The sequence below is a fragment of the Pseudorhodoplanes sp. genome, assembly GCF_050250235.1.
Lineage (GTDB): Bacteria > Pseudomonadota > Alphaproteobacteria > Rhizobiales > Xanthobacteraceae > Pseudorhodoplanes.
Window position 1 is genome coordinate 44,132 of record NZ_JBFWPA010000040.1, and the last position, 12,043, is coordinate 56,174.

10 protein-coding genes are annotated in these 12,043 nt (G+C 63.4%); 2 read left to right on the forward strand and 8 right to left on the reverse strand.

The annotated features are described in order from the left end of the window. Position 1: 1 nt before the first annotated feature. Genes AB7F49_RS18170 through AB7F49_RS18180 form a run of 3 tightly spaced genes read right to left on the reverse strand, consistent with a single transcriptional unit; the run spans position 2 to position 3,371 of the window. Positions 2-778, reverse strand: coding sequence for an ABC transporter permease (locus AB7F49_RS18170; protein ID WP_428524837.1), 777 nt, complete (start codon positions 776-778; stop codon positions 2-4). A 9-nt stretch (positions 779-787) separates the two neighbouring features. Continuing rightward, positions 788-2,404, reverse strand: a complete 1,617-nt coding sequence (locus AB7F49_RS18175) for a UbiD family decarboxylase (protein WP_428524839.1) — start codon at positions 2,402-2,404, stop codon at positions 788-790. A gap of 7 nt (positions 2,405-2,411) precedes the next feature. Further along, positions 2,412-3,371 (reverse strand): ABC transporter substrate-binding protein, encoded by a 960-nt coding sequence (locus AB7F49_RS18180; protein WP_428524841.1) that lies wholly within the window; start codon positions 3,369-3,371, stop codon positions 2,412-2,414. Between the two features lie 149 nt (positions 3,372-3,520). Here AB7F49_RS18180 and AB7F49_RS18185 point away from each other — a divergent pair, with 149 nt between their 5' ends. After that, positions 3,521-4,225 carry a GntR family transcriptional regulator gene (locus tag AB7F49_RS18185; protein WP_428524843.1) on the forward strand — a complete coding sequence of 235 codons (705 nt, stop codon included), beginning with the start codon at positions 3,521-3,523 and terminating at the stop codon, positions 4,223-4,225. A gap of 85 nt (positions 4,226-4,310) precedes the next feature. Here AB7F49_RS18185 and AB7F49_RS18190 read toward each other — a convergent pair whose 3' ends face one another. The 3 genes from AB7F49_RS18190 to AB7F49_RS18200 all read right to left on the reverse strand — a co-directional run bounded on the left by AB7F49_RS18190 (position 4,311) and on the right by AB7F49_RS18200 (position 5,990). Beyond that, on the reverse strand, positions 4,311-4,892 hold the full coding sequence (locus tag AB7F49_RS18190; RefSeq protein ID WP_428524845.1) for a DUF697 domain-containing protein: 582 nt from the start codon (positions 4,890-4,892) through the stop codon (positions 4,311-4,313). Next, positions 4,889-5,533: a hypothetical protein gene (locus AB7F49_RS18195; protein ID WP_428524847.1), complete on the reverse strand. Its 645-nt coding sequence runs from the start codon at positions 5,531-5,533 to the stop codon at positions 4,889-4,891. Before AB7F49_RS18195 ends, AB7F49_RS18190 begins: the two co-directional genes overlap by 4 nt. 304 nt (positions 5,534-5,837) lie before the next feature. Continuing rightward, positions 5,838-5,990, reverse strand: coding sequence for a hypothetical protein (locus tag AB7F49_RS18200; protein ID WP_428524849.1), 153 nt, complete (start codon positions 5,988-5,990; stop codon positions 5,838-5,840). Positions 5,991-6,622: 632 nt separating this feature from the next. On the opposite strand from AB7F49_RS18200, the gene AB7F49_RS18205 reads away from it, so the two are divergent. Then, complete coding sequence (locus AB7F49_RS18205; RefSeq protein ID WP_428524851.1) at positions 6,623-9,778, forward strand: type 2 lanthipeptide synthetase LanM family protein; 3,156 nt, start codon at positions 6,623-6,625, stop codon at positions 9,776-9,778. A gap of 36 nt (positions 9,779-9,814) precedes the next feature. Here AB7F49_RS18205 and AB7F49_RS18210 read toward each other — a convergent pair whose 3' ends face one another. Both AB7F49_RS18210 and AB7F49_RS18215 read right to left on the reverse strand, forming a co-directional pair. Continuing rightward, on the reverse strand, positions 9,815-10,384 hold the full coding sequence (locus AB7F49_RS18210) for a hypothetical protein (protein WP_428524853.1): 570 nt from the start codon (positions 10,382-10,384) through the stop codon (positions 9,815-9,817). Positions 10,385-10,592: 208 nt separating this feature from the next. Next, the coding region (locus tag AB7F49_RS18215) for an SPFH domain-containing protein (protein ID WP_428524855.1) at positions 10,593-12,043 on the reverse strand (1,451 nt) is incomplete at its 5' end.

Here is a 12,043-nt window from a genome sequence, read left to right on the forward strand (position 1 = left end):
CTCAATGGGCCTTCGGCCGCCAGGCGAGGACATGTTCCTCGATCAGGCGGATCGCCACAAGTTCGATGAACAGCATCACCATGACCACGATCGAAGTCCAGGCGAGAACGTGCGTCATCGAAAACAGGCCGAAGGAATAATTCAGCATGTAGCCTACCCCGCGGCTCGCGCCCATCAGCTCGACCACCACGGCAATTTTCCAGGCAATGCCGATGCCGTATCGCGACGAGGAAAAGATGTAGGGCATGATCTGCGGCAGGACCACCTTCCGCAACGTGTTCCAGCGGTTGACGCGGAACGCACGGGCCATATCCAGCAGTCCGGCATCCACCGCCTTGACCCCGCTCCAGATGTTGACGACCACATAGGGCAAGGTGGTTGCCGCGATGGCGACGATCATCGCGGTTTCGGACAGGCCGAACGCCAGCAGCGCGAAGATGCAATAGGCGAGGCTTGGGATCGTCAGCAGGATCATGATCCAGCCGTCGGCGAGCATTTCCAGTCTGGGGTTGAGCCCCATCGCCGTGCCGATCACGATGCCGATGATCTCGGCAATGGCAAAGCCGGCGAATACCCGCCACAGCGTGATGAAGAGGTTGCGCTGGATTTCGCCGTCGCGCGCGAGTTCGACCACAGTTGCCGCGACGGCCGCCGGCGAGGGCAGGATATTCGCCGCGCCGGCGCTCGCTGCGACCAGGGCCGCCACCCACCACGCCCCGACGAACAACAACGCCGACGCGATGTAGATGACAAATCTGCTGCGAAGAACGCCGCCCATGACTGCTGGCTACATGCCCGTCTGCTCGCCTAGCGCCTCGTCGAACAGCCCCGCCGCCGCCGCGTCCGGATTTTCCCACCACACGCTCATCATGCCCTTGGACGTGCCGATGAAGTTCCTGGTGGGATTGATGCCGTATTCGTCCCAGCGGGCGTTTACCTGCTTGATCAGTTCGGTCTCCGGAATCGTCGTCGGCGGATATTTCTGCGGTTCGCCCTTGTTGACGCCTTCGCTGCCCCAGATCGCGCGCGGCTGCCAGGAGAACGGACGCGTCGCGTCGATCAGGACCCGGTCCCAGTAGCCTTTTTCGTCGGGGGACGCGCGCGGATCGATCGGCGAGCCGCGGTGGCGCGGCCAGATCTTGATGTCCTCGGTCGCCTTGACGCGCCAGGAAACCGCCCATGTGACCATCTGGGAGTCCCACGGGTCGATGTCCTCGTCGACCACGATGACGTGCTTCCAGTGCCAGGTGGCATTGGATTGTCCCCAGAGCACCGAACAGATCCAGTCCGGCTGGCCGGCGACGCTCATCTTGCACGACACCACGATATGCGCCGAAGCGCTTTCGGGCAGCGTGGCGACGTCGCGAATGCCGGTGATGCCGGCGTTTTCCAGCGCTTCCCAGGCGGTTGCCGTCTTGCTGACCGACGCCATCACATGGCTCTCGTTGATCGGATGGCCTTCCAGCGAACCCTGGAAGATCGGATTCTCGCGATGCGTGATCGCGGTGATGTGCATGATCGGCGAGCGGCCGGGCACCTCGCCGTAATAGCCCGGATATTCGCCGAACGGACCTTCCGGAGCCGTCTCGGTCGGATCGATATAGCCTTCAATCACGATTTCGGAATTGGCCGGGACCGGAAGATCAATCGTCTCGCATTTGGTCACCTCCATCGGCGCGCCCTTGATGGAGCCGGCGACGTCGTATTCGCAAACACCGCGCGGAATTCCGGAGCTGGCGCAGAACGGCAGGGCCGGCTCGAGGCCGATGATGATGGCGACCGGCATTTTCTTGCCGGCGTCACGGTAGGCGAGGAACTGCTGGCCGATGTGCTGCCGCCCGGGCCGGAGATAGACCGCCAGACGGTTCTTATCGAGAATCATCACCCGATACAGGCCGATATTGACCCAGTCCGAATTCAGGTCCTTCGTGACCACGCCGTGCATGGTCCCGACATAGCGGCCGCCGTCGCGGCGGTGCCAGAGCGGCACCGGGAATTCCAGAACGTTGATATCGTCGCCCTTCTTGATCACGTCCTTGCAGGGCCCGGTTGCCACCAGCTGGTGCGGAACCGTGTGGCGCAAGCATTCACGGAAGCGCGCGATGATGTCGCGCCGCTGGGACGAACGCGGGTCCAGCCCGAACATCATCGCTAGCCGGGCGTAGGAGCGGAATTGTCCGAGAAACACCTGATGCGGTCCGGGTGCCGGATAGTCCTTGATGTTCTGGAACAGCATGGCCGGACTGGCGTCGCCGAGCACGTCGTAGGCGCGGCGCGCGACCGTACCCATCTCTTCATTCCAGTCGACAGGCGCCGTGACCCGGGCCAGTTGACCTTCCTCATCGAGCCAGGAAATCCAGTCGCGGAGATCCTCGATGACGCGGCGGGTGACTGCCTTGTTCATTGTCGTCCTATTTTGCGTATTCGAAGGAGTACCAGTCGTTCGGAACGGACTCGAGATTGCCCAACTCGATCGCCGTATCAAACACTGCCTTGTTGGCGTCGATGAGGGCCTGATCCCATTTCCCCGTGTAGAGTTTGGTGAAACGCTCGTTGAACGTCTTGATGATCTCCGGCGTTTCCTTCAGACCGGACATCTTGATAAAGCCGGTGCTGGCGTAGGCCTGTGGATTCTTGGCGATATAGTCCACCGCCTCCCGGTAGGCGCGAATGAGACTTCGAATCTGGTCGGGATTCTTTTTTGTAAAGTCATCCCAGGCAGCAATTGTCGTTACCATCAGGCGGGACCCAGTGAGCTCCTGCCATGCGGCGTCGACATCCATGATCTGCTTGTATCCGCCGGATTCCAGCGTACGGAGCACCAGCGGGTCTACATTCACCATCGCCTCGATGTCGCCCTTCTGCAGCAGGCCGACCAGCACCGGAGGCGGCGCGACCACGATCTCGAAATCTTTGCGCATTTCGAGCTTCCAGCGCTCCCGCAATATCTTGATCAGCGCCGCGGTGGAGCTTGAGGTCAGGCTGTAGACACCGACTTTCTTCCCCTTGAGGTCGCCGAAATTGCTGTAGGGCGCGTCCTTCTTGGTCACCACATACACGTTGGCCATGATGCCGCTATACAAGGCGGTAACCTTGTCGCCGCGGGCGCGCTGGCGAATGAGATCGGAAGCCACTTCCGCGATGGAAACGTCGAACTGGCGCAACGCAAACGCCTTCTGCAATGCATTCTGATCCAAACGGACCCACTCGATCTTCAGGCCGTGCTTTTCGTCAAGTTTCTGGTCGCTGATCACCAGGGCGGGCATCGTAGTGCCGCCGGCGGTCGCAACGCCGACGCGGATGGGGGTCTGCGCATTGGCGGCAGACATCGCAAAAAGCAACCAGGCCAATCCGGCAATCAGTCTGTTCATACTGCCCCCCGTTTGCTGACCCGCGATCCCGGCACCCGGCGTTTGCGCCCGGCGACTGCGAACTCGCATATAAAGGTTCCTGCACAATATATTTTTTGTCAAGGCTTGGATAATGATCGAAATAAATACATTCTCAGCACATCATGCCCATGTCTTCAGCATCTCGTTCACCCGCCGATCGACACCGCGTCGAGACGTTGTCCAATATTGCCTTCGAACGGCTGCGCGCGGAGGTCATGTCCGGTGATCTGGCGCCGGGCACCAAGCTTCAGGTCGAGCAGCTCGGCCACCGTTACGGCATCAGCCTCAGTCCGATGCGCGAGGCTCTGTCGCGGCTCTCGGAAACCGGGCTTGTCGTCGCCGAATTGAACCGGGGCTACAGAGTGGCCCCGGTCTCACTGGAGGAATACAAGGACATCATCGAAACGCGGCTGCACATCGAGAAAGAGGCATTGCTGCAATCGATCAAGCACGGCGATCTGGAATGGGAGGCGGCTGTTGTCGCCTCCTATCACCGGCTGTCGCGTGTTCACTCGGCTGTCGAAAGCGGCGGACCGGAAATTCTCGAGGAATGGAAGAAGCTGAATCGCGAATTTCACTCAGCAATCATTTCCGCGTGTGGTTCGAAATGGATGCTGCGATTTTGTCTAACCCTCTATGACCAGACCGGCCGCTATCACCATGGTACCCGGCTGAACGGGACCCTCCCGCTTGAGCAGTCGGCCCGCGAGCACAAGTCCCTGTTCCGGGCGGTGCTGAATCGCGACGGGAAATCGGCGGTCAGGATACTGGAGGCTCACGTCCGCAGTGCGGCTGCACGGGTAGAGCGTGGCGAGCGCACGCTTCGCGGCTGATCCCTGGCGGAGTTGCGAGCCCGCAGGACACCATTCGCTCGATTGCCGCCCACACGGGGCCAGCGAACCGACCGCGCTGCCTGAATTATCCGGTCACGTCGTGTTCGAAGCGCTCGATAAAATACAGGCCGATCTTCCCCGTCAATGAAGCGGCGGCGACCGTAGAGACCACCAGCCCGAGAGCGCCGGCCAGCGGAACCACAAATGCAAAGGTGGAGGCTGTTGCAGCGGCAAGTCCGGCCGGCGCTGCGCCTCCAAGCAGGCCGATGACGATCGACCGGGTCTTGTCGCGCTCGAAGGGAACGCCGTAGAGATCGCTGAGGACTTTGACCATCCGCAAATTGACGGCCGTGACGCTGGCCACATTGACAGCCGCCATCGGAACCAGGCCGCCAAGCCCGGCATACATCTTGTGGCGCTCAACCACTCTGAATGCAGAGCGCAGCCGCTGCTCCGCCTGCGGATCGGCGATCATGTTCATGTCGGGATGGACATCATTGGCGGGCGGCGGGGTCGGCGACCAGATATAGGCTGCCGTTTCCGCGGCATCCGCTTCCGCGCCCTGGCGCGGAAGCGGATGCCGCGGCTCGGCCTCGGCTTCCAGGTCGATCGTGCGCGGAATGGTGTGGGCAGGCTTGATGGCCTTGGGCAACTGCTTGCGGGTCATGCTGCGGCCTGCCGGCTGCCGAGCAACAGATCGAGTTCCTCGGCGATCGCGGCGATTTCACGCGCCGCGGGTCCCTTCCAGCTGATCAGGCTGGGCGTCGCACCCCAAAGCGAGGCTTCGGGATAAGCGACCCGGTTGGTCATTTCGCTTTCAAGAACCGGCAAACCGGCCTCTGCCAGTTCAGCCCGGATGTGTCGGGAAATCACTGATTCGCGGGTGGTCTGGGTCAGGAGGCAGCGGAACAGCGGCCGCCGTCCATCGGTCCGCTCGGTCAGAAAGCCGAGTGTGTCCAGCATCCGGTCGACATCGAACGGCGATGGCTTGACCGGCACCAGCAGAAAGTCCGCCGCCGCAAGGCATTCCACCGTCGTCTTGGAACGAAAACCGGGCGTGTCGAGAATGACGAGTCCGCCGGCATTTGCAATGCGGCGCGCCGTCTTTGGCGCATCCTCGGTCGCGTCCTCGATGACCGCAACCCCGCCAAGTGCGCGTTCCCGCGCGGCCAAACGCATGATCGAGCGCTGGGGGTCGGCGTCAATCAGGGTTGGGCGCCGGCCACGCAGATGCCAATACACCGCGAGGCAGCTTGCGACCGTGCTTTTGCCGCTGCCCCCCTTCATCGTGGCCACTGTGACAATCATCTTACGGCCTCCCGCAAAAGACCCGGGCAGTGATTCGCACATATGGTATCGAATTTGGGTGGGGGCGCCTAGAAATTGAGGCAGAAGCCAGCTGGAAATGTGGGGACCGCCGCGGTCCGGCGCAAAAGGAGATTCGGCTTGTCGGAAACCGCGCGAACAACGCCGGCCGTGCGCATCGCAGCATCAGACGCAGATGGTCAGGGCGGCGTCAGCGGCAGATCAGGCAGAAAAACGCGGTGCCGCCTCCGATTTTCAGCGGAGGCGGCACCACAGAGGCCTCATAGTCGAAAAGCGATCCGAAGGATCAGAAGGCCGGGCAAACCGACAAGCCGGTGCAAGAGCCCAGCGTGTAATTCGCAGATGCCTCAGTCCCGGCAGCGCCTTCCAGCGCTTCGTCGGAGACGTCAAAGCCGAGAATCTCTTCTTCTTGGCTCAATCCCAGAGTGATCACGGTCATAGTGCAATTCCTTTCATCCCGCAGGGGCACCGACAGTCCGGCGGAAACTCTAGACGATTCCACCCACTGGCGGAACAAGAATTCGCCAAGTGCGGCTTAAAGTCAATCAGTCGGACGGAAGGTTCACCAACGCAATGTAAACGAACGGCACGCCGTTGGACCCGTGCGAAGCGGTGCGGGAGTTGAGCAAGTCCGCACAGATGCCCGTGCCCGTCCGTGAGCGGGTACAACCGCCGAGACGAGGCGCCGTGGCGGTTGCCAACCCCGGCAGTCCGGCAGTCCGTACATGAGCCGAGCGCTTGTTTTTCGGCCGTTTCGGGCCCCGCGGCACTTTCAGGCGCCTCGTCGGAGACGTCGAAAGTGATCATTTCCTCGTCCCTTCGATTCAACCCGGGCTCGTCGCGATCCATAGCCCAGGGGCGTTTCATCCCGAGGGGCATCCGGTCGGGCGGAAATTTCGGACGGTTTCCACTCACGGGCCGGTCAAGGGATTCGTCAAGTGCAGTATAGAGTCACCTAATGGCCGGTTTGCTCACCATCGTGACAACGAATCGGTTTGTCGACTTGGATCACCAGCGGGCGGACATGCCGGGCGCGACGAAAGTGGGCGCGGCAAGACCTGAGACGGATGGATGGACGCATTCTTTGAGAGGATGATCGAGCGCGCGGCCACGTTTGACGAACGCTTGTCGGAAGACTTTGAGCCGCTGCCGGGTCGCAAGGACGATAGCAATCCAGCGGCGCTGCGGCTCGCCGCCTGGTGTCGCGCCGCCGCAAACGGCGACTGGGGATTGTTCGACCGCCGGCTCGCCCGCGACGAGCTGTCGTTCGCGCAGGTTCTGGGACGATTTGCCACGGCAGGTCGGGCGGCTGGCGCGCCGCCCCCGGCGTGGATCAGCGACGCGGTCTGGATCGAGGGAGCGCTTCGGGATGTTCCGAGCGGAAAGCCGGAGCCCGAGCCGTGCGCGTTCGAAGAATTGCTGTCGACGGTGGTCGAGAGGGCGGAGTCGCGGCTGTGGGCCGAGACCGATGAGCGCAGCCGCGAGAATCTTACGGCAGCCGCGCAAGCTTGCCTGCGCCGGATGCTGCTGAGCGAGCTTTCCGAGCTTTGCGCGCCGGCGCTGTACGAAAGATTCGCAAAAAAACGGGCGGAGGGAGGCGCCGGGACCGCCCAATATGACCGGTTTGTCGAGGAAATGCGGACCGGCGGCATGCGCGACATGTTCCTAGAAGTCCCGGTCCTCCTGCGCCTGATTGCCCTGATCACCCGACAGTGGATCGATTCCTCGGCCGAATTCGTCCGTCGTCTGGATGCCGATCTCGGGCCGCTGCGCCGCGACCTGCTCGCGCGCGATTTGCCGGCACGCGTGGCCCAGATCAGTGGCGACCTTTCCGACCGCCATCATGGGGGGCGGTCGGTGCTGATCGCCACCTTCGAGGACGGTGCGCGCGTCGTCTACAAGCCGAAGGACCTGCGGCTCGACCTCGCCTGGCACAATCTGGTCGAACGGCTGAACCGGTCCGAGCCGCCGGTCGCATTGCGCGCGGTGCGCCCCCTGGTCCGCGAGCACTACGGCTGGACCGAATTCATCGAGCATAAAGGTTGCGCCGACCAGACCGGCTGCGAGCGCTTCTACCGGAGGGCGGGCGCCTGGCTTGCGCTGCTTCACTGCTTCGCCGCGACCGACATGCACCAGGAAAACATCATCGCAACGGGCGACCACCCGGTGCCGATCGATCTCGAGACCATCCTGCAGACGTCCCCCCTCCGTGCGGTGACGGCGGAGGCGGAAGGCGCCGCTTCGGATGCGGTTGCCGACATGATTGCGAATTCGGTGATGGCGGTCGGTCTGCTGCCGGCATACGGCCGCGGCCCCGACAACGCGGTCTTTGCCATGGGCGGGATGACGGCGGACTGGAATTCCCGGATCAAGCTCTCCTGGAGCCACGTCAACACCGACGCGATGCGGCCCGCGAAAACCAAACTTGTCGACCGCAGCAATCCGAATTTGCCGCATGTCGACGGGCGCTACGCGAAGTTCGGCGAATATCGCGACGTGTTCATCGACGGTTTCGAGCAATATTCGAAATTCCTCTCGGATCGGATTCAGGCGACCGGTGCGGACGACCTGCTGCGCGGGTTCGCCGGCGCGCCGGTTCGCAATGTGGTCAGGCCGACGCGCTTCTATTCCATGCTGATCCAGCGGCTGCGCAACCATCGGAGCATGGAAGACGGCACGATCTGGTCGGCCCAGGCGGATTTCGTCTCGCGTCTCTCGGACTGGGACGCCGACAATGACGCGAAATGGCCGTTCCTGCCGGCGGAGCGGGCGGCACTGCTGGCGCTGAACGTTCCGCATTTCGTGTCGCCCAGCGACGGCCATGACATCCGCGACGCGTCGGGCATCGTCACCAGGTCGGCGGGGGCGTCCGGGCTGACCCGGGCGCGCGACCGCATGCAAGGCTTTGACGCACGGGAAATCGCATGGCAGGCCGACGTGATCCGCGCCAACACGACGCCGCCGAAGTCCGCCGAGACCGCGCCATTCGCGATGACCGAACAAGGCGAAACCGCGCCGGACCGGGACTTCTTCCTTGCCGAAGCCGACCGGATCGCCACCGAATTGTCTGCGCGCGCGATCCGGCGGGGCCCCAGCGCCGCCTGGATGGGGCTCGACTGGCTCGGTGACGCCGAGGTCTTCCAGCTCGTCGGCCTCGGTCCGGATCTCTACAATGGCCAGTCCGGGATCGCGGTCTTCCTCGCCGCGCATGCGGCCGTCACCGGACGCGCCGCATCCGCGGAACTTGCTCTCGCCGGAACCGCGCATCTGCGCCGCAAGCTGAAAGACCGGAACGCGGCACGCTTCGCGCGTTCGCTCGGGATCGGCGGCGCGACCGGCATGGGGTCGATCGTCTATGCGCTGACGGTGATGGCCGCGAGCCTGCGCGATCCGGCTTTGCTTGCGGATGCCCATGTCGCGGCCGAACTCATCACCGACGATCTGATCGCCGCCGACCGGCGGCTCGACGTGATCTCGGGCAGCGCCGGCGGGATCCTCGGACTGCTTCGGCTTTATCGCGACACCCGGGCTGACGACGTACTGGCGCGGGCCGCGCGTTGCGGCGAGCATCTGCTCCGGCAGGATCGGCTTGGTCCGCAGCACCGCCGCTCCTGGGTCGGGCTTGGACTCGGGGCTCGCGCCCTCAACGGCATGTCGCATGGTGCCGCGGGTTTTGCCTATGCGCTCGCCGCCCTTTCCGAAGCGACCGGACGCGAGGAATTCGGAGTGGCCGCGGCCGAAAGCCTGGCATTCGAGAATTCCAGCTACGATGCGGATCGGAGCAACTGGCCCGACTTGCGTCACGAAGGCAGTCCGGGCTGGGCATGCCGCTGGTGTCACGGCGCACCCGGTATCGGAATGGCTCGTGCTGCGATGTTGAAACACGGCGGCATGGACCCTGTCCGGCTGCAGGCCGACATTCGCAATGCGCTTGCCGGTGTCGAGCAGGGCTGGCCGAGTGAGATCGACACGCTGTGCTGTGGCACGCTCGGCAGCGTGGAATTCTTCTGCGAGGCCGGCGAGGCGCTCGACCGGTCCGATCTTCGCCAGCGCGCGGGCCAGCGCCTGACCGCCGTCGTGCAGGCTGCACGCCTGGCCGGCGACTATCGGTGGAACAGCGGCGAAGCGAAGTTCAATCTCGGCCTGTTCCGCGGCCTGGCCGGTGTCGGCTATACGCTGCTGCGGCAGGCCGACGACGCGCTTCCCAACGTTCTGATCTGGGATTGACGCAACGCGGTCCGCGGCTGGACCCGGCTGTTGCGCCTATTGCGGCTTGGGTGTGCAGGTCGCGTGCAGGATGGCCGTGAACATGTCGAATGATTGAACCGTGACACCACATGTGGTGGCCTGGTCGGCATCCACGTTGACCACGTCACCGGCGTTCAGGAGCCGCTGCGTGCCATTGATGTTGATGTTGACGCCCTGAATGGTGGGCGAGCCGACCAGGCCGACATGGACCCGCCCGTCGGCAACGTTCAACGACTGATTGGGCCTGACCACGAAGATGTTCTCGGACGGCACGATCTTGTTGAGCACGCCCTGCACTTCGTTGAGCTTGAGCGTCAGTGCGCTGATGCGATCGGCGCGCTGGTTCAACTCTGCGCTGACCTCCTGCCGCTCTTCCCGCAATTGCTGAATCGTCAGGTCGCGCTGCAGCAGCTGGCGTCGGCTCAGTTCGCGTCCGGTGATATGACCGATCAATGCGACGCTCAGGATCAGAACGGTTTCGATCAACAGGATATAGACCCGCCTCCGGCGTGTCAGTGCCCGCCAGACATCCCGCGAGGTCATCGTCGTTTCGGCCGGGCGATGGGTGTGCTTCCTGGCGATCACGACAACGGTCCTCCCGCAGATCGCACGATGCTAGAGCATTTTCGCTTGTCTTCGAATCGCGAAAATGCGTCGCGTGCCTGAATTGGCGGGTTTTCCGCGCCGCCGCCTGCCTCGCTCGAAAACGCTCCGGCGGATGGTTGCGCGACCTGCCACAACTCGCATCGCACGCCCGCAACCTCTCGAATGGCTAGTGGCATCGATACGCTCGCTACGGCCGTTCTGCCGACCGCGGCGCCGGACCATCCGCGGCGGGTGGCGGGGGCGCCTCGGCTGGCCGGGCGCCGCCAGTGATCCGCGACAGGACCGCCTCGTAACTGGAGAGATCGAGCGGGTTGAACGCCGCCGCCTTGTCCGGTTTGGCCGGGGTCGCGGACGACGCCGGACCAGGGGTCTTCTTGTCGGCATTCGGCGGCGTATCGGCTTTCGGCGCCGCTGCCGGGGCGGTTTGCACCTGCACGGCACCCGGCTGCACCACGACGGTGGTCGAAGACGTTGTCGGCGCGGCCTGCGATCCAGCCTGTGGTGCGGCCTGTGGCGCCACCTGCGATCCGGGAGCGCTCTGGCTCACCGGAGCGGGCTCGGAATTCTCCTTTCGCGGCACCTGCGTCGCATTGGCCGGCGAATCGATATTGCCAAGAATGATCGGAAGACCGTCCTTGCCGCCGCCGATCACCACGATCTTCGAGTTCGGCGATTGCGACAGCGCCAGCGTCGCCTCGATGCCGCGCCAGCGAAGATAGGAATCGGAAATACCCTGGCTGACGGTCTGCTGAAAGGCAGCGATGCCGTTCGCCTCGATCTGCTTGCGTCTCGATTCCTGAGCCTCCCGCTCCACGCGATAGCGGTATTCCTGAATCAGATAGAACTGCTCGGTCTGCCGGTTGATCGCGGCCACGATGGCGGGCGGAAGCTCGATGCTCAGAACCAGCGTGTCGAGAATCTGAATCGAGTATTGCAAGGCATTGTTGTAGTTTCTCGGATCCGGCTGCTCCATCGCCTCGGGCTGAACCAGCTTGTTGAGATTGACGCTGAGGCCGCGGCGCGCGTTGTCGCGAACCTTCTCCTGGATGATCTCGCGCGACGTATACACCTCCTGGGCGGTGTATTGCGAAATGACCTGACGGGTCTGGCTCCCGATTTCCGGGCTGAGAACGGAATTCAGGTAATCGGGACCGATGAATTTGTGCAGGACGGCGACAGCGTTGTTGAGCAGCTGGTACCGGATGTTCATCTGCACCGCGACGTTGACGCCATCCCGCGAAATGGCGTTGTAGGTCTGGGCGGTGGACTGGAGCCGGAGATTGTAGATGAACAGCCGGTCCCACGGCCAGACGAGATGAAGGCCTTCGCCGCGCAATTGCTGCGGATTGAGCATGGTGCCGCGGCCGGCAAAGCACCAGCAATACAGGTCGAAGGTGTTGAACCGCTTCCAGAGAACGCCGACATGGCCGCTCGGGACGGTGATCACGACGTAGCGCCACAGCACCGTGACCGCAAGGAAGAGGACGAGCAGCAGGAATGCGAAGCTCGGCAGGCGGCGCGTCAGGAAATGCCACGCGCCGCGTCTCCTCACCGGCGGCGGGTTGCCATCCAGAGTCTCGGGATACCTTGCCATCAGTCGTTCCTCATCGAACGCCCTCAGCCGCCCACTTTTCGTTC

What these genes read in the sequence shown, in the direction of transcription:
- AB7F49_RS18170 (WP_428524837.1), bottom strand. Translation starts at nt 778, where the DNA reads ATGGGCGGCGTTCTTCGCAGCAGATTTGTCATCTACATCGCGTCGGCG.
- AB7F49_RS18175 (WP_428524839.1), bottom strand. Translation starts at nt 2,404, where the DNA reads ATGAACAAGGCAGTCACCCGCCGCGTCATCGAGGATCTCCGCGACTGG.
- AB7F49_RS18180 (WP_428524841.1), bottom strand. Translation starts at nt 3,371, where the DNA reads ATGAACAGACTGATTGCCGGATTGGCCTGGTTGCTTTTTGCGATGTCT.
- AB7F49_RS18185 (WP_428524843.1), top strand. Translation starts at nt 3,521, where the DNA reads ATGTCTTCAGCATCTCGTTCACCCGCCGATCGACACCGCGTCGAGACG.
- AB7F49_RS18190 (WP_428524845.1), bottom strand. Translation starts at nt 4,892, where the DNA reads ATGACCCGCAAGCAGTTGCCCAAGGCCATCAAGCCTGCCCACACCATT.
- AB7F49_RS18195 (WP_428524847.1), bottom strand. Translation starts at nt 5,533, where the DNA reads ATGATTGTCACAGTGGCCACGATGAAGGGGGGCAGCGGCAAAAGCACG.
- AB7F49_RS18200 (WP_428524849.1), bottom strand. Translation starts at nt 5,990, where the DNA reads ATGACCGTGATCACTCTGGGATTGAGCCAAGAAGAAGAGATTCTCGGC.
- AB7F49_RS18205 (WP_428524851.1), top strand. Translation starts at nt 6,623, where the DNA reads ATGGACGCATTCTTTGAGAGGATGATCGAGCGCGCGGCCACGTTTGAC.